Origin of the sequence: Streptomyces sp. NPDC058464 (assembly GCF_042721035.1) — a bacterium.
Taxonomy (GTDB): Bacteria; Actinomycetota; Actinomycetes; order Streptomycetales; family Streptomycetaceae; genus Streptomyces.
The window spans coordinates 61,834-88,046 of sequence record NZ_JBHXMA010000024.1 but is presented as its reverse complement, the minus strand read 5'-3'; the positions used below and the strand labels follow the sequence as shown (position 1 = coordinate 88,046).

Here is a 26,213-nt window from a genome sequence, read left to right as displayed (position 1 = left end):
GTGGCTTTCTGTCGGTTCACTGGTCGGACGCGTCGGACTTGTCGACGCCGTCCCAGACGTTCGCGTACCAGGGCCGGTCGGCAGCCCCCAGGTAGGCGTGCGCCTGCTTGGCGACACCGGGGTCGATCACGACGAACCCGGTCTCCCCCGGCATCACGTAGTGCAGCCGCAGCCGGATCTGCTGCTCGGCGTACGCGTCGTCCTGCCACCGCGCCTTGAGGTCCCGCAGCTGCTCGACCCGCTGCCGGGCCTGCTGCTGCTGACGTTCGAGGTCGGAGATCTCGGCGCGCTGGGAGACGTACTGCCGCATCGGATAGGCGAGCGCGACGATCATCGTGCAGAGCACGATCGCCAGCAGCGCCGCACGGCCGGTGAGCCGGGAGCGGCGGGCCTGGCGCCTGGTCTGGGAGCGGTACACCCGGGCCGCCGTCTGCTCGCCGAGCAGCTTGAGCCTGGTCGCGGTGGAGAACCGGTCCCGGTCCTTCACGGCCATGTCCCCGCCTCCCTGGGTCGACCCTGGTACGTGCGTACGTCCCCGGACACGGTACGGGACCGGGTACGGGGACGTACGTACGACTGGCTAAGCCTTACCCTCTACGGGCTCAGCGCGGCAGGCCTGCTCAGCCCTTGAAGCGCGGGAACGCGGAGCGGCCGGCGTACACCGCCGCGTCGTCGAGGATCTCCTCGATGCGCAGCAGCTGGTTGTACTTGGCGACGCGCTCGGAGCGGGCCGGGGCGCCGGTCTTGATCTGGCCGCAGTTGGTGGCGACGGCGAGGTCGGCGATGGTGACGTCCTCGGTCTCGCCGGAGCGGTGCGACATCATGCACTTGAAGCCGTTGCGCTGGGCGAGCTCGACGGCGTCCAGGGTCTCGGTCAGGGAACCGATCTGGTTCACCTTCACCAGCAGGGCGTTGGCGGTGCCCTCCTCGATGCCGCGGGCGAGGCGCTCCGGGTTGGTGACGAACAGGTCGTCGCCGACGAGCTGGACCTTGTCGCCGAGCCTGTCGGTGATGACCTTCCAGCCGGCCCAGTCGTCCTCGTACAGCGGGTCCTCGATGGAGACCAGCGGGTACGCGGCGACGAGCTCCTCGTAGTACTCGGTCATCTCGGCGGCCGAGCGGGACTTGCCCTCGAACTCGTACTTGCCGTCCTTGTAGAACTCGGACGCGGCGACGTCGAGCGCGAGCGCGATCTGCTCGCCCGGGACGTAGCCGGCCTGCTTGATCGCCTCGAGGATGAGGTCGAGGGCGGCGCGGTTGGACTCCAGGTTCGGCGCGAAGCCTCCCTCGTCGCCGAGGCCGGTCGACAGGCCCTTCGACTTCAGGACCTTCTTGAGGGTGTGGTAGACCTCGGCACCCCAGCGCAGCGCCTCGGAGAAGGACTCCGCGCCGATCGGGGCGATCATGAACTCCTGGATGTCGACGTTGGAGTCCGCGTGCGAGCCGCCGTTGAGGATGTTCATCATCGGGACGGGCAGCAGGTGCGCGTTCGGGCCACCGAGGTAGCGGAACAGCGGGAGGTCGGACGCCTCGGAGGCGGCGTGCGCGACGGCGAGGGAGACGCCGAGGATGGCGTTGGCGCCGAGCGAGCCCTTGTTGTCGGTGGCGTCCAGGTCGAACATGGCCTGGTCGATCAGGCGCTGCTCGGTGGCGTCGTAGCCGACCAGCTCCGGGCCGATCTGCTCGATGACGGCGAGGACGGCCTTCTCGACACCCTTGCCCAGGTAGCGGTTGGGGTCGCCGTCACGGAGCTCGATGGCCTCGAAGGCACCGGTGGAGGCGCCGGACGGGACGGCGGCACGACCCGTGCTGCCGTCGTCGAGGCCGACCTCGACCTCGACCGTGGGGTTGCCTCGGGAGTCCAGGATTTCCCGGGCTACGACGACGTCGATGGACGGCACGAGCATCTCCTTCTTGGGATGTGACGCTGGTTGTGCGGGGCGCACGCGGGCCTCGTCGGCCCTTGCTCAGCCTTGCGACTAGAGCCTAACCGTCCCAGGGCCGTCGGCCGGCACGACCGACCGGCCCGTGGACACACAGACGGTACTCATTGTTCACGTGCGGAACAAAGGGGGGCCCGATGAAGAACGGAAGAAGAGCGGGCCAAGAAGGGGGCCGAGAAGGGGAGGGGACGGCAAAGAGAAACCCCGCCCCGGTGCGTACGGGGGAAAACGCACCGGGGCGGGGGCCCGTGGGGACGGGGGTGGCCCTCACGTGGTCTCCACTATGGGGACCACGGTTGTGCGGGCGCTGTGGTTCAGCTGGGTGCCGCTTAATACTTGCGACGACCTCATACGTGCGGCGACCGCCCCGCGTCCTGCTACTTCAGGTGCAGCTGCTGACCCGGGTAGATGAAGTCGGCGTCGGCGACGATGTCCTTGTTCAGCTTGAACAGCGCCTGCCAGCCGCCCTTCACCTTGTGCTTCTCGGCGATCGAGCTGAGGGTGTCGCCCTTGACGACCTTGTACTCGCCGTCGCCCTTCTTGACCTTCTTGCCGGCCGGGGTGGTGACGGTCTTGGTCGCGGCCGGACGCTCGGCGGAGCGGGAGGCGGCCTGCGTGTCGGTCGTACGGCTGCTCGTGCCCGTGCCGCTCGACGAGGAGCCGGAGGTGCTGCCGCCGGCGTAGGCGGCGCTGGACAGGCCCGTGCCGCAGACCGGCCAGGCACCCTTGCCCTGCGCGGCGAGGACCTTCTCGGCGATGGTGATCTGCTGCGCCTTGGTGGCCTGGTTGGCCTGCGCGGCGTACTGCGTGCCGCCGTACGCGGCCCAGGTGGAGGCGGAGAACTGCAGACCGCCGTAGTAGCCGTTGCCGGTGTTGATGGCCCAGTTGCCGCCGGACTCGCACTGGGCGACGGTGTCCCACTCGGAGGCGGTGGCGGCGGAGGCGCTGCCGGCCGCCATCAGCGGGGCGGCGACGGCGACGCCGGTGACACCGGCGACAGCGATGGCGCGGACGGCCTTGGACGGACGACGGTGCTTGCCCTTGCCGGAAAACAGCATGGATCGATCCCCTCACCGACGCCTGCGAGGTGAGCTGTCGGGTTCGGGCCGGTTGAGTTGCCCGGCCGCACACCCGTGTGTCGGTGCGCGGCTTCACCCCGAGCCGGATCGGCGGCCTCAACCACCGGTCCCGGCACTTACCTTGGGTCCCCCGCTCCTGCCTACGGCGCATGACGCGTCGACTGTTCCCGGACGGCCGCTGGCAGGACTCGGCGTTGCGACGGCCGGGGCTCGTGGTGACGAGCGGCCTTGACCGTAAACAGGGCATCAGGTGAATTTCAAAGATGATCAGGGCTTCTGAGACTCATCCCACACTTTCACCAAACCGGACATTTAACTTCGAAGTGGGGCGGCTTACAGACGCCAACTCCCGCCGCTTTTCGTCCGTTTAGCTACCGAGTTTCAGGGTCTGACCGGCGCTGATGTCGTTCGGGTCGGCACCGATGGCCGCCTTGTTCGCGGCATAGAGCGCACGCCATCCGCCGTCGAGGTCAAGGGAGTCGGCGATGGAGGCGAGGGTGTCGCCGGCGCGGACGGTGTAGGTGTCACTGTCGCGCACGGCGTGCCGGCCGGAGGAGGTGGCACCCTGACCGTTTGTCACGCTTTCGTCCGCCGAGCCGCCGCGATGCTTGCCGCCAGCGCTGACGGCCCCCGTGTCGACCAGGCTCCAAGAGCCTTCAGCTTGCCCCGAATTGTCCGAGTCGTCACTCTCGGGGACGACGGGATTCTCGCTCGGCTTCGAGGCGTCAGAGTCGGAAGATTCCGACTTGTCCGTCTTGGTGGATTTACTGGGGGTGTCCTTCTTGGAGTCACCGCTCGCACTCGGGGAGGGAGTGGCGGAGTCGTCCCCGGAGTCCGCGGCACCCGAGGAGGAACCGGAATCAGAGGAGGACGACGAATTCGACAGCCCGGAGGACGAGTCCGACGAGTCGGAGGAACCAGACGAATCACCCGAGTCGCCAAGTCCCGTGTCGACGTTCACCGAGGCGTCGTCGGAAGAGAGTCCGGCGATCAGGGCACAGGTCCGCCAGGGCTTGGTGCCCTGGTCGGCGAGTATCTTCTCGGCGACCGCGATCTGCTGCGAACGGCTCGCCTGGTCGGGCGTACCGGCGTAGTCCAGGCCCCCGTACTCGCTCCAGTCGTCCAGGGAGATCTGGAGGCCGCCGTAGTAGCCGGTGCCGTCGTCGGCACTCCAGGAGCCGCCGCTCTCGCACTGGGCCACCTGGTCCCAGGTGGAGCCGTCGGCCGCGTTGGCGCTCGCCGCGCCGAGAAGCGGGATGGCGATGGCGGAGCCGGTCACGCCGGCCGCGACGAGGAGAGCCGGAGCCTGACGGGGGCGACGGTGACGACCGTTCCCGGAGAGCATGCGGAAACCTTTCGAGCGACAGCGGTGACCGGCGCGGCGGGTCCCGCAGGGCGCCGCGCTGATGGGTGAACGTATCGGCAGACGATCACTTGTCACAAGTTAATGCCGCGCAGATCACGTGAAGATCACAGACTTGAACGCTAGTCACCTTTTGCCCGTACGGACCGGTAAGGGGTTCGGCGAGGGCCCGGCGAAGGCTCATCGGCCGGTCGGCGTGAACTCCACGGGCAGCGTGCGCAGTCCGCGCATGATGAGCCCGCCGCGCCACCGCAACTCCCCTTCGTCGACCGCGAGTCGCAGGTCGGGGAAGCGGGTGAGGAGGGTGGCGAGGGCGGTCTGGCCCTCCAGGCGGGCCAGCGGGGCGCCGAGGCAGTAGTGGATGCCGTGGCCGTATCCGAGGTGCTGGTTGTCCCGGCGTGAGAGGTCGAGGATGTCCGGTCGGGCGAACCGCTCCGGGTCCCGGTCCGCCGCGGCCAGGACGACCAGGACCGGGTCGCCGGGCGCGATGTGCTGCCCGCCGATGTCGACCGGCTCGGTGGCGAACCGCCAGGTGGCCAGCTCCACCGGTCCGTCGTAGCGGAGCAGTTCCTCGACGCCGGTCTCCAGCAGCCCGCGCTCACCGGCGGCGAGGGAGTCCTGCAGCCGGGCGCGCTGCTCGGGGTGGGTGAGCAGCGCGTACGTGCCGTTCCCGATCAGGTTGACGGTGGTCTCGAACCCGGCGAACAAGAGGATGAACGCCATGGCCGCGGCCTCGTTCTCGGTGAGGTGCTCGCCGTGGTCCGAGGCCCGGATGAGCCCGGAGATGAGGTCCTCGCCGGGGGCCGGTTCGGCGGGCAGCTCCTGCCTCTTCCGGTGGATCAGCTCGGCCAGGTACCCCCGCATCTTCTTCACCGACCGCGCGACCCCGCCGCGCGGCCCGCCCCCGTGGCGGATCATCATGCCGGCCCAGTCCCGGAAGTCGTCCTGGTCCTCGCGCGGGACGCCGAGCAGGTCGCAGATGGCGTAGATGGGGAGCGGGAAGGCGAACTCGTGGATGAGGTCGGCGGACCCGGACGCCGCGAACCCGTCGATGAGCCGGTCGGTCAGCTCCTGCACCCGCGGCGCGAACTCGGCCACCCGGCGCGGTGTGAACGCCTTGCTCACCAGCCGCCGCAGCCGGGTGTGGTCGGGCGGATCGATGTTCAGCAGGTGCGTCATCAACTCGGCCTTGCGCTCCCCGGGGATGCCGGTCTTCCCCTTGGCGTGCGCGGGCTCGTCGTGATGCGCAGGGTTCTTGGAGAGCCTCGGGTCGGCCAGCGCCTGCTTGGCGTCCCCGTACCGCGTGACCAGCCAGGCCTCCACCCCACTGGGCAACCTGGTCCGCCGCACGGGTTCGTGCTCCCGCAGCCAGGCGTAGGCGGGGTAGGGGTCGGCGGCGAACTCCCAGGTGAACAGGTCGGGGGCGGGCGCGGTCACTTCTCCACTCCCTCCGTCGCCCGCACCGCGTCCCGGTAGGCCCGGGCCGCCGCCCGCAGTGCCGCCTCCGGGTCGACGCCCTCCGCCTCCGCGCGGGCCGCCAGCGCGAGCAGCTCGTACCCGATGCCCTGCTCCTGCGGGAGCGGCACCTCCAGTCCCGCCGTCCGCACCCGCGAGGCCAGCTTCGCCGCCAGCGCGAGACCCGGCTGCGCGAGGGGTATCCCGTCCGTCACCGACTCGCGTCGCTTCTCTATGGCCTTCGTGCGCAGCCAGTGCTCCTTGACCTCCTCCGGCGTCGCCGCGGTCTCGTCGCCGAAGACGTGCGGGTGGCGGTGGATGAGCTTGGCGACGATGCCGCCCGCCACGTCGTCGATCGAGAAGGGGGCGTCCGGGTCCTCCTCCGCGATCCGCGCGTGGAAGACGACCTGGAGGAGCACGTCGCCCAGTTCCTCCCGGAGTTCGTCGCGGTCGCCCTCCTCGATCGCCTCGACGAGTTCGTACGCCTCCTCGATGCCGTACTTCGCGAGGCCCTTGTGGGTCTGCCGGGACGACCAGGGGCACTCCGCGCGGATCCGGTCCATGACCTGGACGAGGTCGAGGAGGCGGGCGCCGGGCAGGTCGTAGGAGGCGGGGAGCAGCTCCAGCTCGGGCATCCGGACGCGGCCGGAGCCGGCCAGGCGGGCCAGGCCGTCCGTGAGGGCGGGCTCGCCCTCGCCCGCGGCCACGACCACCACCGTCCGGCCGCCGGCGCAGGCGTCGACCAGCTCCTGGGCGGTGGGGGCGGCCTCGTCCACGGCCGTCCCGGCCTCCCGCAGGTAGGGCAGCTGCGGATGCGCACCGTCCGCGCACAGCACCCGGTCCGCCGCGCGCAGCGCCTGCCAGGCGGGCCAGGACAGCAGGCCGGGGGCGACCCGGTGGCTGGTGGTCAGCAGGACGACGCGGCCGGCGTCGGACCGGGAGGTCGGGGTGGGTTCCGGGGTGGTGGATTCGGGCCTGGTGGTGTTCACGCTCCGAACGTAACGCACCACCGCCGCCGACCTCGCGGTTTGTCCACAGGGTGGGGGTGATCAAGTGATCGTATGACCGGTATCAAGGTGACTACCCCCGTGACCTCCCCTACGCCGACACCTGCGTCCCCGCAGACGTGACCTCCCGTACCCACGGCGTCTTGGCGTCCACCCGGCTGCTCTTCTGGACGTCCCAGGCGCCGTAGCGCGGGTTGAGGTCCACGTGGAGCTCCTTGGAGGCACTCGCCAGAGCCTTCCAGAAGGCAGGCTGCGAGGTGTCGGTGCCGAGCACCTGGGCGAGCTTCTTGGCCTCCACCTGGAAGCGGAGGTTGTCGTCGAGGCGCTGCGGGGCGATGCCGTACTTCTGCAGCCAGGCGGTCTGCAGCGCCGCGGAGCCGCCGGCCTGCTGTTCGAGGCCGGAGCGCATCTGCTCGACCTCCGCACGGGTGACGGTGACGCCCGCGGTCTGGGCGGCCTGGTGCAGCACCCGGTCGAGGACCATGTTGTAGAGGGTGTCCCGGGTGAGGCTGCTGGTGGCGGACAGCACCTGCTGGTACTGCGTCTCGTCCGGGACCGCGGCGCGCTGGGCCTGGCGCACCTCGTTCACGCGGGTCTCCAGCTGCGAGACGGTGATCCGCTGGCCGCCCACGACGGCCGCGGCGCCCGGGTGCGCGTCGCTTCCGCAGGCGGTGAGGAAGGGGGCCGCGGCGGCGATCGCGGCGGAGAGGACGAGCGCGGTGCGACGGCGGCGGTGCAAGGGTGCCTCCCGAGGAGATTGTGCGACGGTGCACAAAGTCTTGCGGTGATCGATGGTAGGCAGTGGGCAAGCTCTGGCCAACCCATTCGACCAACGATTCACAGCCGTATCCGGCACCGCCGCGCCACCCCCGGAAGGGTTTGCGGGTCGCCGCGTACTCGCCAGGTACCCACCGTGCACCCGCCACGCGCGCCCCGAGACGGAACGGCGCTCAGCCCCGTCCGGCCACCGCCCGCTCGACGGCGCCGGCGACATCGGCCCGCACTCCCTCCCCGGCGGAGACGTCGGCCACGTTGGACGCGGCCGTTCCGCCGCCACCCACCAGCACGAAGCCGACCTTCTTGTGCGTGACCGCGGACTGTGCCGCGGCCGTGACCTCGGGCCGGCCCACGGCGAGGACGACGTCGCAGGAGCGCTGGAGCAGGCTGTTGAGGAAGGGGCGTGCGTTGCCGGTGCTCTGCTCGCCGAGCACCTGCGCGTAGCTCACGCGCGCGTGGGTCTTCAGCGAGGCGTCCTGCATGCCCTGCCAGACGGCCGCGGCGGTCCCGCCGCTGATGCCCTTCTCGCCGGTGAGCAGACAGGCGTCGACGTCGGTGTAGTGGCGGGCCCGGGTGTCGGGGATCGGGGGCCGGCCGTCGTCCCCGGAGGAGACGAGTACGACGGTGACGACGACGGCGGCCACGACGGCGACCCCGCCCGCCGCCAGCGCGATGGTGCGCCCGCGGAGGGAGCGCAGCCGGGTGACGACGGCGCTCCCCACGACGGCGAACCGCCCGGACGGCTCCGGCCGGTTGGTGCGCGCCTGCGACACCTGTCTGACCTGTTTGGCCACTTGCTTTCCTGCCTGCTTTCGAACTCTGCGCCTTGCCCTGTTGCCCTGTGTACGTCAGCGCCGCCCGGCGGCCAGCCGGGGCCACATCGTCCAGGCGTGCAGTGAGGCGCCCGCCATGGACAGCAGGATCAGCAGCAGGTCGGACGTGAACAGCAGGCCGTGGGTGTCGTCCGGGGTCAGTCCGAGATCGGTGATCCAGGCCACCAGGACCGCGCTGAACCCGGCGAAGGCCCACCAGTCGGCGCGGGTGCGCCGGCGCAGGGCGAGGATCAGGGACGGTACGTTGCACAGCAGTCCCAGGGTGAGCACGGGCAGCGCGGCGAACCCCACGCGCACCGCGCCCCTCCGGACCGCCGCCGGTACGGCGACCACCTTCATCTCCCGCCCCTTCTCCGTCGTCACACGGGTCTCACACGGGCCGTCACACGGGCCGTCACACGGGCTGTCACACGGGCTGTCACACGGGTTCAGCCGACGATCGCGACCGGTGCGTCCCACGCGTCGCGGTCCACAGTGATCGTGTAACCGTTCCGCGTCTCCTTGCTGTTGACGATGTACTGGTGCGCGCGGCTGTGGCCGGTGTACTGGGTGGAGCCCCACGGCCAGTCCGTCGTGGTCGTGTACTTCTTGTCCCAGAGCGCGTACCAGAGGTTGCCCGGCAGGTCCGTCTTGTCGGTCGCGGTGGCGACGGCCTTGGCGCTGGAGCTGGTGAAGCCGTAGTAGCCGCTGCGGTAGACCTTGGCGCGCAGCGTCTTGGAGAAGGAACGCACATACGTCAGCACGGCGTTGTTGCAGGCCGTGTCCGTGGTGTCGTACGACTCCATGTCGAGGTAGATCGGGCTGCCGGTCTTCATGCCGAGCGCCGACGCCTTGGCCGCCGCGTCCGTGGCGTCGCTCACGCCGAGGGAGGCGGCGGTGGAGGCGGTGAGCTTCTCGGGGTTGGAGCCGCTCTGGCAGGGCGGCTGGGCGCCGACGTAGAGCGGGATGAGCTTCCAGCCGAGGGAGTTGACCGACTTGACCCAGGAGGCGGTGAGGTTGGGCTGGCTGCAGCCGCGGTTCTTGCCGCCGACGTAGACGGCGGCGGCGCCGTAGAGGCCGCCCTTCCAGGCCGTCATCGCGTTCAGCGAGGGCGCGGCGCAGGTGTCGAAGGCGTGGCCCGTGAACGTCTTCTGGGCCGGCCAGGTGGTGGCCGCCATCGAGGCCTGCGCCGCGATGCCGCCGCCCGCGACGACGGCGGCACCGGCCACCGACCACGCGATGTACCTGAGCTTCCTGGACTGCCGGTGCTCGGCCATCCCCCACCCCTCCGTGCGTACGTCTTCCCGTACGCGTCTGAGCGGCGTACCGCGGCGTCTGGCGACGGCGTACGCCCGCTGAAAACCTCTGAATCCCCGGTACGGCGCGCCAGATTGACGATGACTCGATTGACGATGACACGTCACGCGACGCCGTAGGAGCATCGCACGATAGCCGATACCACCGCCAAGATCGGGAAACCCCGTCCCCAAGGCGCCACAAGATTCCCTCAAGACACAGCAAACTCCCAGGCGACGCCCGAAGCCCCGACGGACCGGCGACCGCCGGCCGCCACCCCCGCACCGACCCCGCGCCGCCCCAGCACCGCCCCAGCACCGCCCCGGCGCACGACACCGTCTGACAGCGCCGGGCCATTGCTCTAACCTTTCGCCGAACCCTCCGCTTCCTCCGCTGCGGGGGCCTGCGTGGGGGTCGGGTTGGAAAAGCGTCTCGAGGCCGGTTGGTTCCAGCGAATAGCCTGGTCGGTCCTGGTATGGGGAACCTTGGGCCTGCTGGCCTGGGTGCCGTTCCTGTACGTGGCGATCCGCCGCGGCCGGGGCTCGGACTGGGGCGCCTTCGCCTCGTTCGCGCTCTACGAGACGGTGACGCTGAGCTGGGAGTCCCTCGTCCCCAGCAAGGACGGCGATCCGGTGCTGGGCGTGGTGGTCGTCCTGTGTCTGCTGATGGCGACGGGCCTGCTCCTGTTCGCCCTGTTCGACAAGAGGACGCCGAGGCCGCAGGGGCCGGGGCAGGGGCAGGGGTACGGCGTGATGGCGCCGCCGCCGGTGGTGGGGAACCCGTACCTGCGCTAGCGCTTCTCACACCCGCCGGGTCCGCCGCAGGATCCGTACGGCGGGCCAGGCGAGCAGCGCGGTGACGCCCCGCAGGAAGCCCGCGAGGGCGATCCACTCCCCCGTACTGGTCTCGGGATCGCTGCCGCCGAAGACGGTGACGGCGAGGGCCAGGAAGGCGAACAGACCGCCGAACAGGCCGAGGACGACCACTGCGGCCGTCTGCCCTCCGGTGCGCCGGACGGGGGCGGGCCGGTCCGGCGTCTGCGTCTGTCCCTGTGCCCGCTCGGGCGACGCCGACCGGTGTGCCCCGGGCTCGGGCGGCTGCTGCCGGGGCGGCAGCCGGACCACTGCGGCCGGCGGTACGGCGGCGGCGACGGCCGCCATCGTGTGCGCGCCGACCCCGTACAGAGCGGGCTCCATCTCGACGGCGATGCCGTCGGTGCCGATCAGCCGGCGGGCAGCTTGACCGACAGCCCGGCCGGCAGCCGTTCGCCGGCGATCCACAGCACGGCGTTGCCCTGGGTGAAGCAGGTGTGCGCCCAGTGCCGTACGTCGTCCGGGCGCAGGTCGCGCACGCCCCACTCCGGATAGCTGACCAGGCCGTGCCCCTGGGCCCCGTAGCGCCACAGCGGGAGCTGGGGGTTCTCGCGCCGGGACTCCTCGGTGCGCAGGATCTCCTTCTCGGTCTCCAGGCGGTCCATGGGCAGGTCGGCGAGGGAGGCGCAGACGCCCTGGAGGTAGGCGGCGACCTCGTGTTCGGCGCCCTCCACGTGGAAGTGGGTGAAGGCGGCCTTGGTCGCGCCGTTGAAGTGGTAGTCGGCCAGGCCCTGGCGGTGCAGGGCCAGGTGCTCGACGAGGTGCGTGACGCTGGCGCGGGCGAGTGTCTTGTCGGCGACGCCGACACGGAAGACGAGACCCGCGCGCACCGGCCCGGAGGCGTACGCGAAGAGGGCCGGTATGCCGTCGACCTCGGTGAGGTGGAGGGCGGCCGCGTGCGCGGCGGCCTGATGGGCCTGGGGGTTCATCTTCGGCCTCTGTTCGGGCTCTGCATCGCGGAGGTCACCTCGGGCGAGAGATCGGGTGGTTGTCATCGGACGAGGGATCGGTGGTCATCCTCGGGCGAGGGCGGTGTCCCGGTGGCGTGTGTAGGTCGCGGCGGCGTCTTTGCCCAGATTGCTCCAGGGGTAGCCGGACGCGAGGCTGCCGAGTGCGCGGAAGCAGGCGGCGGCCCGTGCCGTGTCCTCCATGAGGGAGAAGACCGCGGCGAAACAGCCCAGGACGGTGACCCAGCCATAACCGCGGTGGAAGTACGGGTGGAGGGCGGACCGCTCGGCGGCTCTACGAGTTCGGCGCGCACGTGGTCCTGGCGCAGGTACTGCTCGCGTTCCGGCCCGCGCAGGGCGAGCCAGTGTTCCATGTGCACCTCGGCCACCAGTCCGCCGGTCATGGCCCCCTCGGGCGCGGGCAGCAGGCACTCCCGGGCGAAGTCGTGGGCCGCCTCCCGGCTCCCGCTCCACTTGGGGCGCAACTGCTGCAGCAGCCGCCCCTGCGCGCTGAAGTGGTGCGGGTGGTGCCTGGCCAGCCGGTCGTAGCGGCGCCGCGCCTCGTTCTGCCCGAGTTGCAGCCCCATGGGGGTGGTGATCCGCTCGGCCCAGGCCGCGTCGTACGAAGGATCGAGCGCGGTGGCCCGGATCAGCAGTTGCTCGGCCTGGCGCAGGTGTGTGTGCAGTGCCGCGAACTGCTCACGGCTGACGTCCTTGGCGCGCGCCGTGGTCCGGATCTTCCACCCGATGTCCACCTCACGGGCGCCGAGCACGGTGAGGGCGAGCACGTCGTCGGGAGCGGCGGCGACGAGCGGGTGCAGCCACTGCTCGACCCCGTCGACCTCGGAGAGCACGCTCACGGCGAAGCTGCGGTCCGTCCCGTACGGCAGCCCGTCGACGTACTGCCGGATCGACGCCCAGTCGGACACGGCGGCGGCCTGCCGCAGCCAGGCGGCCTCGGGGGCATGGCCCTCAACAGCCGCCGCACCCGCCAACTGCTGGACGCCGCAGCTCCCTTGCTGCTCCAGGGCGAACAGGTGGAGTTCACCTCCCTGGCCGGCGTCGGCTCGGTCTCCGTACGCAGGCAGGCACTCACCGCGGCCGTGGTGGGCGTCCTCAGCGCGGGCACGGTCATGGCCACGGTCACGCCTCGCCCGCTGTACATAGTGATGGCCGACCAGCGCCTGCTCTTCTTCGACGGCAACCGGGGCGGCAGACCGGGCAAGCTGCTGCTGAGCCTGCCCCGGCCGTACGTCTCCGCAGGCGGCTCGAAGAAGGCGTTCCTGGGGCTGCAGTACGTCACCCACCTGTCGGTGGCGGGCCAGGAGCAGGGCCTCAAGGTGACGTTCCCGGTGCAGCACCGGGGGGGGACGGGCCGCGGTTCACGGCGGGGTTGCCGGTGACGCGCTGACGCCGGGCCACTGGCTTCAGCCGACCTCGGGCCGCATGTACATCGCCCCCGACCGCAGATTCAGGCTGCCCTCCAGTGCCCGCTCGGCAGCCTTCCGACCCACTCTGAAGCGCCGTTCCGGAGCAACTGGGGGAGCGTCCACCCCAGCCCCTCTCGTGCACACCATCCGGTGGGTCGTGAAGCGGTTCAATATCCTCCAAAGAGACCCGACGAAGGAGGCCATTTCCGGATCCCTCTCCTTGTCGAACCCCGCAGCCCAGCGCCCGGATTCCAGAGTCCCGGGCACCTTCTCCAAACTCCGCACCCATTGGACGACAGGCCCGACTGCAGGTCCGGTGACTGCACCATTCGAACCGACATACACAGGCAATTTGTGGTGGATGCTGGGGTTCCAGATGGTTGCGATGGTTCCACAGTCGGCAGCCGACTCGCGCACCGGCGGGGTTTCCTCATCCGCCCACGGTACGTAGTCGATGAGCTTCACCTCCGGATACCTGCCCCGAATCGCTTGCAGTATCCGATCTTCGTCTTCGGGCAGCAGGAGCAGTTGGATCTGCCGTCCGACAGGAGACATGTTCTCCTCTTCGAGGTATGGGCCGATACGCCGGCCGGAGGCACCTTCTGCTTACTCGAGACTGGAAGACGACGAATGACGGACACCGACGAGTGGTCCTTCACGATGGACGAGGATGGCATGGTCTTGGTCGTCGCACCCGCCGGTGTGCCGGACAACGTGCGGCTCGCCGTCGAGACCGCGCTGATTCCCTTCGGCGAGTCGCCCGACTCCGTGGAGAGCTATCTGCGCGAGTGGCGGAGGAGTTCGGCGACGACTACACCCTGGCGACCGCGAGCGCACAGGTCAGTCGTGTGGGGCCGGGCGAGATCGAACTCGGGGACATGTACGGGCAGTTCGAGGACTGTCGGATGAGTGCCCATGAGTTCGAGAGAATGCCCGGACAGCTGATCGACTTCCTGAAGTCGCTCCAGCCTCGATGTCACTTGGCGTGAGCCCAGCCGCTACCGACCAGGACAACTGACTCGAAGTTGGCTGCTACCCGGTGAACTTCTCCAGGCTCTGCCGGTACTGGCGACCCGCCTCTGGCACTTGTCGAAAGATCTCGAAGACGAAATCTCCCAAAGCATCCTTCGTCGGTTTCCCGAAGGACCTGAAGCCGACACCCCCCACAGCTTCGAGTCCTCCCAGGGCAATGAGCCCGTCAGAAACAAGAAGGAACGGCTGCGACGACATCAGTCGGTACCGTTCCTCCCGGCCCCTGAGGCCATAATGCGCCGACACCCCGCGGCGGCCCCGTCCTCCCAATCGTCGAGATCACTGACCGAAGCGAAGCGCGAGAGCCGCCGCACGGCGAACATCCCCGCCGAAGTACCCACCGTGCTCGTCACATCGAGTCCCGGCAAGGACCAGGTCCCCGCCCAACCGGACGCCGAAATCGGCCGAGAATCTCAAACCCTGCTCAGGGTGAATCCGCGTGCCCCTGACTCACGTACAGAGAAACCCTGATGGGGGTGTCATCGGGGTCCAGATGCATGAGTCCCAAAGACACGTGAACGCTTGCCGCTTTCCAACAGTCCACATGAAGGAAGGGAAACTCTTCCTGATCAAGCACCGGATCCTCCGACTCGACCGAAAACTCGCGGCCGAGCAGGGCAGCAAGCCGGCCGGCCAGCTCCCGACAATCCTGAATTTTACCTTCGTAATCGTCGGCTACAGCTCCGGCATAGTCAGGAGAATTCCAATCGACCGGCCATTCTGCGAGGGTGACGCCGAGGGCAACAAGATCTTGATCATATGTGATACCCAGGGGCAAGCCATCCCGCTCCAAGCGCCTAGGATACGGAAGGGATACCGAGCCGATGGGTTCCCAACCTGAGCGGACGAGCTCGGATGACACATGCTCCGCGTCCCACGGACGCTCGAACCGTACAGCCAGGCCCACCAACTGAAGTACGGGCTCCAGATCGAGATCGAGCATCATTTCATCCCCACTGCCGACACATGGAATACCTGCAGAACACCGCTTTCCATCTCCTCTGGGAACCATTCTCGGAAGACCGCCCGATAAAACGCAGCGCCACCCGAATTCGAAACAGCGTAGCGAACACCACTACCACCCAGGGCACTGTTCAGGTTCAAGAGTCGCCGCGCTTGGTCGACAGTGGTGCTTTCATTGAAGACGGTCTCAGGATGGGAAGGATTATAGCGACTCCGGGACCAGGCACTGGGATAGTCGTTTCCAGTCCACTTCGCCTCGGTGATGAAACCGTTCTCATCCGGACCACCGTCCACCTTGGTCAGCGCCCCGTCATGCTCCCACCATTGTTCTTCATCTGTACCAGTGACATGTTCCTGGTACCGGAATCCGACATTACTCTGCTTCTGCCGTTCAGAGATTTTGTACCTGCCCTTGAATACCGGGCAATTGTCGTTGTGGACGAGGACGGGAGTGTCCCCGGCCTCCACATAGTACGTGTGGAGGGTTCCGATGGTGAGGTCATAGGTCGTGGTGTGCGCGTGGTACAGACGCACACCCGTGACCTCGGTGGTGCCGGTCGGAGTCTGGAGGACGTCGCCGGTCATGAGGTCCTTGGCCTCGACGAAGGCCGACCGGGTCTTGTCGTAGAAGGGGTGGTGGAACGTCGTCGTGAGACGCGCGTCCCCGTTCCCGGCGGTCGCCGCCTCTGCCTTGGTGTGGTGGGCCGTGCCCGCGTTGCTGACCGCCGCAACCGTCGCCGTCGCCGGCTGGTCGGCCGCAGCATGGCCGTGACCCGCGGACAACGCGCCGAGCACCGCCGCCGACGCCGCCAGCCCGAACGCCGCCTTGCGCGCCGCCTTCTTGGCGATCTTCCCGGCCAGCGCCTTCGCGCCCGCCTTCAGCGTGGACTTGGCCGTCGCCTCGGACGCCGCATGCTTGATGGTCAGGTCCACGAAGTCGTGGTCCGTGTAGGTGACGATGACCGCGGTGACCTTGTGCGCTTCCGTACCCGTCACGCCCGGCACCGAGTCGGCGATCGAGTCGCCGACCTTGACCTGGTCGATGGCCTTGGCCGAACCGTCGGCCATCAGCACCGGCGTCGAACCGGTGAAGCTGTGCGGCTTCTCGCAGCTGGGCCCGGATTCCTCCGCCGCAGGCTCATCCGAATGCGACTGCGCATTCGTACTCGAAGCCTCCGCCTCCCCCGTAGTAGCCGCCTCCTCCGTGGCATCCGCCGCAGCGGACTCCCCGGCCTCGGCCGCCCCCTTCCCGAACAGGCCGCCCACCGCGCTCATCGCCTTCGGGGCCGCCTTCGCCAGGAGCTGGCCGCCGAGCTCGCCGAGGGCTCCGCCGACCGCGCCCGCGGCCGCGCCCTCGATCGCCGAGCCGGCGAACGCGCCCACGCTGCAGTCGCCGCCGCCGTTGTCGGCGCACTTGAAGCCCTGTTCGACCAGGGAGCCGGCCGCGCCCGCCAGCGCGGCGCAGCCGATGGAGCCCACGCCCGCGGTCGCCGCCTCGCAGCCGGCGAACACCACCGTGGAGACCACCAGCGAGGTGATCGCCGCCTCGTGGTGCTTGACGAACTTCGCCGTCGCCTTCGCCGCCGTGACCGTCGCGTGGTACGCGGTCCGCGCCACGTGGGCGACCGCGTGCGCCGCCTTCTTCACGACGTGCTCGACCTTGTGCACGGCCTTCTTGACCGCGTGCACCACGCGGTGCACGGCGTGGGAGACCTTGTGGTAGGCGGTATGCAGCGCATGGACCGCGTAGTGGGTGACACGCCTGACGTGTCTGGCCGCGTACTGGTACACGTGCCGCGTGTAGCGCACCGTGGAGCGGTAGACGTCCTGCACGTGGTGCACGACCTTGCGCACCGTGTGCTTGACCCGCTTGACCACCCGGTGCACCGCAGCCTTGGCCCGGTGGTAGATGTGCGTGGCCGCGCGCTTGACGGCGTGGTAGGCGTGCGAGGCGTGGTGCACGGCCTTCTTCGCACCGCACACCACGTCGTACCAGGAGCAGTTGCCCGAGTCGTCCGTGCCGGCCATCGGGTTGTCGTCGACGTAGGCGAAGGGGTTCGCGGACACCGAGTTAGGCGTCGCGTCCAGGGAGACGCTGTCCTTGTTGAGGAACTGGCCCGTGGCCGGGTCGTACCAGCGGGACGCCGTGCCGACATCGCCGGTGCCGGGTTCGGTCCAGCCGGACTGGAAGCCGAGGTGGCCGGCCATCGAGGACGTCGACAGCACCTTGCCCAACGGGTCGTAGGACTGGGAGCCGGAGAGGGTCGTCGCGCCCGAGGTGAACGTGCCGACGACGTCCGCGTGCTGGTCCGTCAGGGCCAGGACGGCGGTTCCGCCGGACGGTTTGATGCCGACCACGCCGCCCGCGGGGTCGTAGGTGTACGTGGTGTCGCCGTCCGAGGCGATCGTGTTGTCCGCGCCGGAGTAGGCGAACGTCCGTGACGAGCTGTCACTTGTGTCCGTGTCCGTGATGTTCCGGCCCAGCGCGTCCAGCGTGTACGACTGGGAGCCGGCCACCACCTGGCCGCCGAAGGCGTCCGCCTTGAGCGCCACCGTGCCGGACGTGGCGGACTGCTGGGTCATCGTGCCGCGTGCCGAGTAGGCGTACGAGTTCACGCCGTCCGACGTCAGCTCGTCCCGGGCGTCGTACGTGTACACGTTCGAGCCGTTGCGGATCCGGTTGCCCGACGCGTCGTAGGCGTAGGCGGTGGTCGTCGTGCCGTTGTTCCACGACGTCAGGCGGTTCGCGTAGTCGTAGGCGTAGGTGTTCGCCGACGCGCCCGTCACCCCGGTCGTCGTCTTCGACGTCAGGTTGCCGTTCTTGTCGTAGCCGTAGGCGAAGCTCGCCAGCGTGGACGCGCCCTGGACCAGGGTGTCGCTGGTCAGTTCGTGTGCGCTGTTGTAGCCGAAGGACCTGGTCTGGCCCGTCGAGCCGTACTTGATCGACGTCAGCTCGTTCAGGTTGTCGTACGAGTACGTCAGCTGCTTGCCGGTCGCCGCGTCGTTCAGTGACGACAGGCGGCCCGCGGAGTCGTAGCCGTAGCTCGTGGTGCCCGCCGCATCCGTGCGCGAGGACATCGAACCGTCGTCGGTGTACGCGAAGCTGGACGAGCCGGCCGAACCGGAGGTGGTCAGCACGTCGCCGCGGTCGTCGTAGGTGAACGCGTCGTGCGTGGACGCCTGGTGGTCGGCGGCGCCCGTGGTGCCCGCCTCGGCGGTGTCCGCCGACAGGACACGGCCGTCGGAGTCGTAGCTGAAGCTGCGGGTGGCCGTCGCCGCGTCCGCGGCGGAGCCGGACATCGACTTGAGCTGGCCGACCGAGTCGTAGGACAGGGACGTGGTGACACCGCCGGGCAGTGTCACGTCGGTCAGCTGGCCGTCGTTGTCGTACGCGTACGTCGTCGTGGAGTCCGCCGCCGACGTGTACTGCGCCGTCGTCGGCTCGATCACCTTCTCCTGCTGGCCCCACGGCGTGTACGTGTAGCGCCAGGAGTTGCCCCGGCCGTCGGTGAACCGGGTGCGGTTGCCGGCCGCGTCGTAGCCGAACGTCGTCGTGATCGACGTCGTGTCGTCGACCGGCTGGATCTCCTGGGTGATCGTGCCCGCCGCGTCGTAGGTGAAGTGGCTGGTGTGGTTGCGGGCGTCGGTGATCGAGGTGACGTTGCCGACGCCGTCGTAGCCCGTCGAGGACTGCGCGAGGACGGTGCCGTTCGCGTCGTACTGCGTGGTCTGCGCCGGGTCGCCGGCGGCGTTGTAGTCCGTCTGCGTGTAGCTGTTGTCGGCGAGGATCGCCTTCTGCTGGTTGCCCTCGAAGTCGTAGGTGTAGCGGGTGGTGTTGCCCGCGCCGTCCGTGACCGAGGTGGTGTCACCGGCCCGGTTGTAGCCGTAGGAGGTGGCCACCCCGCCCGGCGATGTCGCCGAGGCCAGGTGCGAGCCGTACGGGTTGCCGGTCGTGACCCCGTAGGAGTAGTGCGACGTCAGCGTGCGCGTCGACGGGTAGCGCTCCAGGGTGGTCTGGGTCAGCTGGCGGCCGAGGTAGTCGTAGGTCGCCTGGGTCTGGGCGCCGGTGGCGTCCGTCGACGTCAGCTGGTCGCCGGCCGTGTCGTAGGTGGCGTGCGTCTTGGTGGTGTCCGGCTCGGTGATCTGGGCGAGGTCGCCCATCTGGTCGTACAGGTAGGACGTCGTCTTGCCGCCGGGGGTGGTGACCGAGGTCTGGTTGCCCTGGCTGTCGTACGTCCACACCGTGGTGCCGGCGTTCGGCGAGGCCGCGCCCGCCGGGGTGTACGTCGGCAGGGTCTCGGAGACCTTGTCGCCGTTGGCGTCGTACGCCGTGGTGGTGGTGTTGCCGTCCGGGTCCTGTTCCTCGACCGCCTCGCCGAAGGTGTTGAAGCCGGAGACGGTCGTCGGGCGCTCGGTGTCCGGGCTGGTGCCGTCCTTCTCCACCTGCACGGCCGGTGCGGTGGTGAGCGCGAGGTTGCCCGCCTCGTCGTAGGCGTAGTTGGTGGTGTTGGTGTCGGCGTCCGTCATGGACGTCGGCAGGCCGCGCTTGTCGTACGTCCACTTGGTGGTCTGCTCGTCGGACGAGCCGACCGTGCCGCCCGAGCGGCCCTTGCCGTAGAGGGAGGAGATCTCGGAGGCGGACAGGGCCCGCTGGTAGGTCTGGACGTTGCTCGCCGCTCCGTTGACCACGTTGGCGACGGAGCCGCCGGCGGTCTTCACGCCGCCGACGGACAGCGGGCCGGTGCCGGTCCACGGCGAGGTGTTGGCGGCGGTGCCCGCGAGGGAGCCGTTGACGTAGAGGCTCATGGTGCCGGTCGAGGCGTCGAAGACGCCGACCAGCTGGGTCCAGGTGTCCAGAGCCGGGGCGGTGGAGGCGTACGCGTTGTAGTACGCGGACGGGGTGCCGGAGGAGTCCGAGCTGGGTGAGATGAGGCGGTAGACGCCCTGGCTGGACGCGTACTGCAGGTAGAAGGAGCCCCGGTTGGTGCCGCCCTGGGCGACGAAGGTCCGGAAGGTGGAGGTGTCGTGCAGCTTCACCCAGGCCGAGACGGTGTAGGAGGCGCTGGTGTCCAGGACCGGGCCGTTGGTGGCGACGATGTCGCCGTTGCCTGAGGTGTCGCCGCTGAACTGCGCGGCGCCGTCCGACCAGGTCACGCCGCTGCCCGCGGTCGCGGTGTTGCCGCTGCCGGAGGAGTCGGTGACGGAGCGGCCGGCGGTCTGGTTCAGCTTCCACCAGCCCGCGGGGTGCCCGGAGGCGTCTCCGTACAGCGTCTCGCCGAGGAGGTTGCCCATGTCGTCGTAGGTGCTGGTGACCGTGCGGTCGGCGCCGGTGGCGTCGTGGTCGGTCTGAGTGGCGACCTGGTCGTCCGGCGTGTAGGAGACGCTGGTGACGCGGTCCACGCCGGTCGGGTCGACGGTGGTGGCGGTGGTGCGGGCGGCCGCGTCCACCGTGAAGTTGGTGACCGTCTCGCCGTTGTCGGTGGTCTGGGAGACCATGTTGCCGGCCGCGTCGTACGCGTCCGACTCCAGGACGTAGCTGCCGGAGCCGTCGGCGCTCTTCTTCGTCGCCGTCGCGAGCAGGCCGTCGTCCGTGTAGGTGTACGACGTGGTGTTGCCCATCGCGTCGGTGACGGACGCCAGGCGGCCGGAGGGGTCGTAGGCGCGCGACTCCTCGGTGAGCAGGCTCGCGGTCTGCGGGCTCACCGGGTCGCCCGTGTACATCAGGCCCTGCGTGAGCAGGTTGCCCTCGGCGTCGTACGAGTAGCGGGTCTCGTCGCCGTTGGACGCGACCTCCTTCGTGCGGTTGCCGGAGGAGTCGTAGGTGTACGTGGTGGTGTTGCCGTTGCTCGCGCCCGCGGCCGCGTTGGCGTCGGCCTCGGTCAGGACGTGGTCGTAGGCGTCGTAGGTCCACGTCTGGGTGCGGGAGCTGTCGCCGCCGCTCGCGTCGGCGACGGTCTGCGAGGTGACGTTGCCGTCCTCGTCGAAGACCGTGCTGCTCACCGCGGAGTGGGTGGCGCCGCTGAGCCGGTCGGTGATCTGCGGGTCGTGCTCCTCGACGACCTCGTCGGCCGCGTCGTACTTGTACGAGGTGACCAGGCCGTTCGGGTAGGTGTCGGAGACCGCCTTCTGGCTGGTGACCCGGCCCAGGCCGTCGTAGCTGTACGAGGTGACCAGGCCGATGGCGTCCGTGGTGGAGGCCACGTCGCCGTCGGCGAAGTAGGCGACCTGGTTGACCGCGCCGCCGGGGCTGGTGGTCTTCACCGGCAGGCCGGCCGGGACGACGCCGCCGTCGGCCGACGGGAAGGTGCTGGTGCCGTCGCTGTACTGGGTGGCGGAGGTACGGCCGTTCGGGAAGCCGGGGACGGCCGGGCCGGTGACGGCGGTCTGGTCGCCCGCCGAGTCGTACGTGTACGACGTCAGGTACGTGGTGTCGGTGGCGGACGCGGAGCGGCCGTCCCGCTCGGTCAGCAGCTGGTCGTTGCGCGGGTCGGCGGTGGTCAGCTGGGCCGTGGTGTCGTCCGGGTAGTACGTGTAGTACTCGGTGTTGCACTTGTTGGCGGCCTGGTCCTGGCAGGTCGTCGAGGAGACGATGTTGCCGCGGACATCGTGGCCGGTGGTGGTCATCGCCCCGTTGGGGTCGGTGACGGTGTGCTCGAAGCCGGCGGTGTCGTAGCCGAAGCGGGTGGTGTTGCCGAGGGCGTCGGTCTCGCTCAGCTCGCGGTCGTCGTGCAGGACGTCGTAGGTGTAGGTGGTGGTCGCGGTGGTCGGGGTGGTGACCTTCACCGTCTTCACCGGCAGCAGGCCCGTGGAGTCCTTGGCGGCCTCGAAGTGGGCGTCGACGTCGTCCTGGGTGAGGCCGGTGCCGTAGAAGGACACCTCGGCGATGGAGCCGTTGAAGTGGCTGACCTCGCCCGGTGTGTTCAGCCAGCTCTTGGCGAAGCCGGCGCCGATGTAGACGTGGCTGTTGGACTGGTCGTTGGGCGCGCCGGTGTAGGCGGCCTGCTTGATGCCGTCCAGGTACATCGTCTGGGTGGTGCCGCTCACCGTGAGCGCCACGTGGTGCCAGGCGCTGTCGGTGACCGTGCCGGTGGAGCCGAAGGCCGTGGAGCCCGAGCCGCTGCCGGACCAGAAGTGGCCGTGCAGCTTGCCGTCGCTGCCGACGTACAGCACCGGCGTCCAGGTGCCGGTCGCGGAGGTCGCGCCGGCGATGGCCACGGACTGGTCGCCGATCAGGACGCCCTGCGCGGCGGTCTTGAACCACAGCTCGACGCTGCGGTCGCTCTTCGCGTGCAGCAGGGCGGCGGGCACCTCCACGTACGAGGTGCTGCCGTTGAAGGAGGCGGTGGTGTGGTCGCTGAAGGGTCCGCTCGCGCCGAGCGTCACCGCGCTGTACGTGCCGTTGCCGCCGCGCACCTCGTCCAGCGCCTGGGTGGCGCCCGCCGCTTCGCCGAGGCGGTAGTACTGGAGCGGGGCGCCGCCGAGGACCGCGCCGCGGTAGGTGTCGCTGGAGCCGGTGACGGTGGGCGCGCCGAGCTTCCACACGCCGCCGTTCTCGTCGGTGAGCTGGGTCAGCGCGGTGGAGTCGGTGTCGTACACCATCGCGGCGTAGGTCTTGCCGGACGGCCGCTTGACCGAGGTCAGCAGGCTGGCGCTGTGGGTGCCGTACTTGTACAGGTCGCTGACGTCGGCGGCCACCAGGGGGCGGCTGTACCAGGCGACGTCGGCGATGGAGCCGGTGAAGTAGCTGGCGGTGCCGGCCGAGGACGAGGTGGAGTAGTTCGGTTCGTCGGGCCAGGCGCCGCCGAGGAAGCCGGTGCCGAGGTAGTTGTAGACCTGGTTCTTGCCGAAGGCGGTGGCGCTCTTGATGGAGACGGTGCCGGTCCGCGAGCCGATCTTGGTGTTGTCCAGGTACAGGGTCTGCGAGTTGCCCGCGGCGGACAGCACCACGTGGTGCCACTTGCCGTCGGCGACCGAGGCGGAGGTCTGGATCGGGTTCTCGCCGCCGCTGTACCAGAACTCGGCGTTCAGCTTGCCGTCGGTGCCGACGTAGACGGACGGCGTGTAGAAGCCGGCCGCCTGTCCCGAGCCGATCGGCTGGGAGGCGTAGGAGTACAGCACGCCCGGACCCGCCGACGTCTTGAACCACAGCGAGATCGCGCCGGAGTCGGTGTCGTTGCCGAGGTTCTTCGGCAGCGAGATGTCGGAGGTGGTGCCGTTGAAGGTGGCGGCCGTGGCGGAGGAGCCGGTCAGCGGTCCTGCGGCGCCGAGGGTGACGTTCTGGTAGGTGGCGTCGGTGGTGCCCTCGTTGGCGACGACGGCGTCCTTGGCGGTGGTGCCGGAGGACTCCGACAGCGGCCAGTAGGCGTGCGGGTCGAGGTCGAGGGAGGCGGTCTGGTACGGCGATCCGCTGGTGTAGCCGTAGGTGGTGCACTTGGTGGCCGACACCGGCGGGCACACGGTGGTGAGCTGGTCGCCGGTGTAGCCGTAGTTCCACGTCTCGGTGGTGGCCGAGTTGCCCGCGGTGACGGGGTCGGTGGTGACGGTGGCGACGTGCGCGGCCGAGGCGCCGCTGGGCGTGGACCAGGTCAGGCTGAGGGAGCGGCCGGAGACGGCGGACTTCATCAGGGTGACGTGGCCGCTGGTCCAGGTGAAGTTGACGGACCGGCCGTTGGCGTCGGTGACCGAGTCCAGGCCGTAGACACCCGAGCCCAGGCTCTTGGTGAAGGCGTAGACGGTGTCGTCCTTGTCGGTCAGCTTGTAGCCGCCGGCGGTGACCGTCTGGAAGGTGGCGAAGCGTCCGTTGCCGGGTGTGAAGGTGCCGTCGCTGTTCTTGCCGTAGCCGACCTCGGAGCCGTCGGGGTAGGTGACGAAGACGCTGGAGACCGCGCCGGCGGCGGTGTAGTGCTCGGCGGCCCGCGCGTCGAAGATGCTCGACCAGCCGGCGCCGAACGCGCCCGTCGAGCGCGGGTCGCGGGAGTTGTAGTCGCGCTCGACGTCCAGGGACGGGCCGACGGTGGAGATGGACGCGTCGGTGTCGTTGGTCGTGTAGTTGCGGCTGGTCGCGTCGAAGCCGTGGTCGCTGCTGTTCTGCGACAGCCCCGAGGTGATGACGGTCTGCGGGACCTCCACGGACATCGCGTACGACGTCGCCGTGGAGTACAGGGCGGTCGTGGAGTCGTACGCCTGCACGGTCCACGAGTAGCTCTTGCCCCAGGCCAGCTTGCCCGTGGGCACGGTCCAGTCGCCGGTGGAGACCAGGCCCGAGTCGGCGACCTTGGTGCCGCTGGAGTCGTAGACGCGGAACAGGTACTGGTTGCTGGAGCCGCTGGTGGAGTTGGCGCCGCCGGCCCAGGCGGTCAGCTCGGGCGTGGTGGTGTACTCGACGGCGTTGTCGGCCGGGAACTGCTCGTACAGCTGCGGCGCGGTGTTGCCGGTGTAGGTGACCAGGAGGTGCGGGCCGTCCCCGGGGTCGTTGAAGGAGCCGAACTGCTTCCAGTGCAGGGCGTCGCTCGTCGAGGCGTACACCGCGAGGCCGTAGTCGGCGCTGGTGCCGCTGAACCAGCCCTGGATGGCGGAGGTGGACAGCGGGACCTGGAGCCAGTCGCCGACGGTGCGGTCGGCGGCGGTGTTGGCGCAGGCGTTGGGCACGCTCGGGGTGAGGTTGCCGATGGAGGAGCCGGTGGAGGGGCCCGGGTAGCTGGTGGCGGTCTCCGGGGTCCAGGCCGAGGTGACCAGGGCGACGTCGAAGCGCTCGGCGGTGCAGGTGGCGGCCCAGGTGTCGAAGATGTCCAGGTGGGACTCGGTGACGGTGGCGCCGCTGGCGTCCCAGGCGGTGTCCCAGTGGTTGACGAGGCTGATCGCGCTGTGGGTGCCGGAGTCGTAGGAGCCGACCTTGATGGTCTGCTCGTAGGAGCGGTCCTGGGCGGCGTAGCCGGACTCGACGTAGGTGGTGGTCCAGCCGTCGTCGACGGTGGGGTCGACGGTGACGGGGAAGAGCCTCTTGGCGCTGTGCAGCCAGCCCTTGTCCAGGGTGATCCGCAGGGCGTAGCCGCTGTCGGTGCGGACGAGCTTGGTGGTGACGTCGTGGGTGGTGGCCGGGTCGCCGGAGCGCGGGTTCACCTTCGAGTCGAAGGCGTACGCCGGGGGGATGCGCTCGACGGTCTTGCCGGCGGAGTCCCGCAGGTCGGTCCAGCCGTTCTGCTGCTGGACGGGGGTGAGGCCCTTGAGGGTGAGCGGGAAGGTCCAGGTGTTGTCCGCGTCGGCGGAGTCGAGGACGACGGACTCCTTGACGCCGGTGGCGGTGGGGGAGAGCGCGAGGTCCGTGTCGGCCAGGACGCCGTGGTAGGTGACGGTGGAGCCGTCGGCGGTGCCCTTGACGGGGGCGGCGCCCTGCAGGGCGTAGGCGATGCGGTGGCCGTTGCCGTCGGCCAGGGAGGCGAGGGCGGAGTCGGTGGCCCTGGCGCCGAAGTCGACGGCGACGGAGTTGGCCTTCTCGTACCAGCGGCCGTCGGGTCCGGCCCGTACGTCCACGTCGATGGGCGCCCATCTGCCCTTGCCGACCTGGTAGTTGACGGGTCTGGTGTACATCTCGCGGGTGGTGCTGCCGTCCGCGTTCCGGTAGACGCTCTCGGTGCGCGAGGACTTGGTGGTGCTGAGCTTGCTGGTCTTCGGGTCGAAGTGGCCGCCGGCGCTGCGGCCCTGGGCCGGCTTGGCGTTGTGCGCCTGGTAGGCGGACAGCTCGCCGCGGCCCTTTCCGGGCTTCTGCCCCTTGCCGCGGTGGGCGGCGGTGGCCTGTGCGGAGACGTGGTGTGCGCGGCCGGCGGCCGTGCCCGACTGCTGGTGCGGCAGCTTGCCCCAGTGCGGGTCCTCGAACCAGGACGCCAGCGACTTCAGGCTGAGGCCGGGCAGCTGGACCGCCGCCAGCTGCATGCCCTCGGCCGCGGCCTCCTGGGTGGTCAGCGTCAGCGCGAGTCCGACGAGGGCGAACAGCGCGGCACAGCGCCGCAGCCGTCGGGTGCGACGGGCGGAGCGGGCACGGCGAAGTGACCTGAAGCGCACGGGAGTGACTCCAACAGGCAGGAAGGGCAGGGAAAACGAAGAGATCCTGCCTGTTGTGTACACGCTATGAACAGAAGCGAAGGGGGACCCTTGGAGCGATCTTGACCAGCGCTTGCTGAACCGGCCCCGTCTTACCCCGGCTGCCCCCTTTTGCTCTTTATCAATTCCTTACGCTCACA

The 26,213-nt window shown here is 69.6% G+C and carries 19 protein-coding genes and 1 riboswitch; of the genes, 3 read left to right on the top strand and 16 right to left on the bottom strand.

What is annotated here, in order from left to right; translation table 11 throughout:
* Positions 1–16: 16 nt before the first annotated feature.
* The 10 genes from ACFWPQ_RS29255 to ACFWPQ_RS29210 all read right to left on the bottom strand — a co-directional run bounded on the left by ACFWPQ_RS29255 (position 17) and on the right by ACFWPQ_RS29210 (position 9,713).
* The gene (locus ACFWPQ_RS29255; RefSeq protein ID WP_384041045.1) at positions 17–493 is read right to left on the bottom strand and encodes a septum formation initiator family protein; all 477 of its coding nucleotides are present in this window, start codon (positions 491–493) and stop codon (positions 17–19) included.
* Between the two features lie 127 nt (positions 494–620).
* Positions 621–1,907 carry a phosphopyruvate hydratase gene (eno, locus tag ACFWPQ_RS29250; RefSeq protein ID WP_384041042.1) on the bottom strand — a complete coding sequence of 429 codons (1,287 nt, stop codon included), beginning with the start codon at positions 1,905–1,907 and terminating at the stop codon, positions 621–623.
* A gap of 413 nt (positions 1,908–2,320) precedes the next feature.
* Positions 2,321–3,001 carry a transglycosylase family protein gene (locus tag ACFWPQ_RS29245; RefSeq protein WP_384041039.1) on the bottom strand — a complete coding sequence of 227 codons (681 nt, stop codon included), beginning with the start codon at positions 2,999–3,001 and terminating at the stop codon, positions 2,321–2,323.
* 4 nt (positions 3,002–3,005) lie between these two features.
* A riboswitch (cyclic di-AMP (ydaO/yuaA leader) is annotated at positions 3,006–3,180 on the bottom strand.
* A 209-nt stretch (positions 3,181–3,389) separates the two neighbouring features.
* Positions 3,390–4,367 (bottom strand): transglycosylase family protein, encoded by a 978-nt coding sequence (locus ACFWPQ_RS29240; RefSeq protein WP_384041036.1) that lies wholly within the window; start codon positions 4,365–4,367, stop codon positions 3,390–3,392.
* 198 nt (positions 4,368–4,565) lie between these two features.
* Positions 4,566–5,822, bottom strand: a complete 1,257-nt coding sequence (locus ACFWPQ_RS29235) for a cytochrome P450 (RefSeq protein ID WP_384041034.1) — start codon at positions 5,820–5,822, stop codon at positions 4,566–4,568.
* Positions 5,819–6,829 (bottom strand): nucleoside triphosphate pyrophosphohydrolase, encoded by a 1,011-nt coding sequence (locus ACFWPQ_RS29230; protein WP_384041031.1) that lies wholly within the window; start codon positions 6,827–6,829, stop codon positions 5,819–5,821. The genes ACFWPQ_RS29235 and ACFWPQ_RS29230 overlap by 4 nt, the downstream gene beginning before the upstream one ends.
* Before the next feature lie 109 nt (positions 6,830–6,938).
* Entirely contained in the window at positions 6,939–7,586 is a 648-nt protein-coding gene (locus tag ACFWPQ_RS29225) for a SurA N-terminal domain-containing protein (protein WP_384041028.1), read from the bottom strand.
* A gap of 211 nt (positions 7,587–7,797) precedes the next feature.
* Complete coding sequence (locus tag ACFWPQ_RS29220; protein ID WP_384041025.1) at positions 7,798–8,418, bottom strand: hypothetical protein; 621 nt, start codon at positions 8,416–8,418, stop codon at positions 7,798–7,800.
* 54 nt (positions 8,419–8,472) lie between these two features.
* Positions 8,473–8,820 carry a hypothetical protein gene (locus ACFWPQ_RS29215; RefSeq protein WP_384041022.1) on the bottom strand — a complete coding sequence of 116 codons (348 nt, stop codon included), beginning with the start codon at positions 8,818–8,820 and terminating at the stop codon, positions 8,473–8,475.
* A 65-nt stretch (positions 8,821–8,885) separates the two neighbouring features.
* Positions 8,886–9,713 (bottom strand): glycoside hydrolase domain-containing protein, encoded by an 828-nt coding sequence (locus tag ACFWPQ_RS29210; RefSeq protein ID WP_384041019.1) that lies wholly within the window; start codon positions 9,711–9,713, stop codon positions 8,886–8,888.
* Positions 9,714–10,217: 504 nt separating this feature from the next.
* Between ACFWPQ_RS29210 and ACFWPQ_RS29205 the strand changes: the two genes are divergently transcribed.
* Positions 10,218–10,526: a hypothetical protein gene (locus ACFWPQ_RS29205; protein ID WP_384041016.1), complete on the top strand. Its 309-nt coding sequence runs from the start codon at positions 10,218–10,220 to the stop codon at positions 10,524–10,526.
* A gap of 6 nt (positions 10,527–10,532) precedes the next feature.
* Here the strand turns inward: ACFWPQ_RS29205 and ACFWPQ_RS29200 are convergent, their stop codons facing one another.
* From ACFWPQ_RS29200 to ACFWPQ_RS29190, 3 genes are all read right to left on the bottom strand, one after another.
* Positions 10,533–10,928: a hypothetical protein gene (locus ACFWPQ_RS29200; RefSeq protein ID WP_384041013.1), complete on the bottom strand. Its 396-nt coding sequence runs from the start codon at positions 10,926–10,928 to the stop codon at positions 10,533–10,535.
* A 26-nt stretch (positions 10,929–10,954) separates the two neighbouring features.
* Complete coding sequence (locus ACFWPQ_RS29195; RefSeq protein ID WP_384041010.1) at positions 10,955–11,533, bottom strand: hypothetical protein; 579 nt, start codon at positions 11,531–11,533, stop codon at positions 10,955–10,957.
* Between the two features lie 62 nt (positions 11,534–11,595).
* Complete coding sequence (locus ACFWPQ_RS29190) at positions 11,596–12,480, bottom strand: hypothetical protein (RefSeq protein WP_384041007.1); 885 nt, start codon at positions 12,478–12,480, stop codon at positions 11,596–11,598.
* A gap of 36 nt (positions 12,481–12,516) precedes the next feature.
* On the opposite strand from ACFWPQ_RS29190, the gene ACFWPQ_RS29185 reads away from it, so the two are divergent.
* Positions 12,517–12,954 carry a hypothetical protein gene (locus tag ACFWPQ_RS29185; RefSeq protein ID WP_384041005.1) on the top strand — a complete coding sequence of 146 codons (438 nt, stop codon included), beginning with the start codon at positions 12,517–12,519 and terminating at the stop codon, positions 12,952–12,954.
* Positions 12,955–12,978: 24 nt separating this feature from the next.
* Here ACFWPQ_RS29185 and ACFWPQ_RS29180 read toward each other — a convergent pair whose 3' ends face one another.
* Positions 12,979–13,536, bottom strand: coding sequence for a hypothetical protein (locus ACFWPQ_RS29180; RefSeq protein WP_384041002.1), 558 nt, complete (start codon positions 13,534–13,536; stop codon positions 12,979–12,981).
* A 233-nt stretch (positions 13,537–13,769) separates the two neighbouring features.
* Between ACFWPQ_RS29180 and ACFWPQ_RS29175 the strand changes: the two genes are divergently transcribed.
* Complete coding sequence (locus tag ACFWPQ_RS29175) at positions 13,770–13,970, top strand: hypothetical protein (protein ID WP_384040998.1); 201 nt, start codon at positions 13,770–13,772, stop codon at positions 13,968–13,970.
* 467 nt (positions 13,971–14,437) lie between these two features.
* Here the strand turns inward: ACFWPQ_RS29175 and ACFWPQ_RS29170 are convergent, their stop codons facing one another.
* Complete coding sequence (locus tag ACFWPQ_RS29170; RefSeq protein WP_384040995.1) at positions 14,438–14,959, bottom strand: hypothetical protein; 522 nt, start codon at positions 14,957–14,959, stop codon at positions 14,438–14,440.
* Positions 14,956–26,034 (bottom strand): LamG-like jellyroll fold domain-containing protein, encoded by an 11,079-nt coding sequence (locus ACFWPQ_RS29165; protein ID WP_384040992.1) that lies wholly within the window; start codon positions 26,032–26,034, stop codon positions 14,956–14,958. Before ACFWPQ_RS29165 ends, ACFWPQ_RS29170 begins: the two co-directional genes overlap by 4 nt.
* Positions 26,035–26,213 lie beyond the last annotated feature (179 nt).

Excerpts from the sequence above, each read along its gene's own strand:
- ACFWPQ_RS29255 (WP_384041045.1), bottom strand. The coding sequence starts at position 493 with ATGGCCGTGAAGGACCGGGACCGGTTCTCCACCGCGACCAGGCTCAAG.
- eno (WP_384041042.1), bottom strand. The coding sequence starts at position 1,907 with ATGCTCGTGCCGTCCATCGACGTCGTCGTAGCCCGGGAAATCCTGGAC.
- ACFWPQ_RS29245 (WP_384041039.1), bottom strand. The coding sequence starts at position 3,001 with ATGCTGTTTTCCGGCAAGGGCAAGCACCGTCGTCCGTCCAAGGCCGTC.
- ACFWPQ_RS29240 (WP_384041036.1), bottom strand. The coding sequence starts at position 4,367 with ATGCTCTCCGGGAACGGTCGTCACCGTCGCCCCCGTCAGGCTCCGGCT.
- ACFWPQ_RS29210 (WP_384041019.1), bottom strand. The coding sequence starts at position 9,713 with ATGGCCGAGCACCGGCAGTCCAGGAAGCTCAGGTACATCGCGTGGTCG.
- ACFWPQ_RS29200 (WP_384041013.1), bottom strand. The coding sequence starts at position 10,928 with ATGGAGCCCGCTCTGTACGGGGTCGGCGCGCACACGATGGCGGCCGTC.
- ACFWPQ_RS29195 (WP_384041010.1), bottom strand. The coding sequence starts at position 11,533 with ATGAACCCCCAGGCCCATCAGGCCGCCGCGCACGCGGCCGCCCTCCAC.
- ACFWPQ_RS29185 (WP_384041005.1), top strand. The coding sequence starts at position 12,517 with ATGGCCCTCAACAGCCGCCGCACCCGCCAACTGCTGGACGCCGCAGCT.
- ACFWPQ_RS29180 (WP_384041002.1), bottom strand. The coding sequence starts at position 13,536 with ATGTCTCCTGTCGGACGGCAGATCCAACTGCTCCTGCTGCCCGAAGAC.
- ACFWPQ_RS29170 (WP_384040995.1), bottom strand. The coding sequence starts at position 14,959 with ATGATGCTCGATCTCGATCTGGAGCCCGTACTTCAGTTGGTGGGCCTG.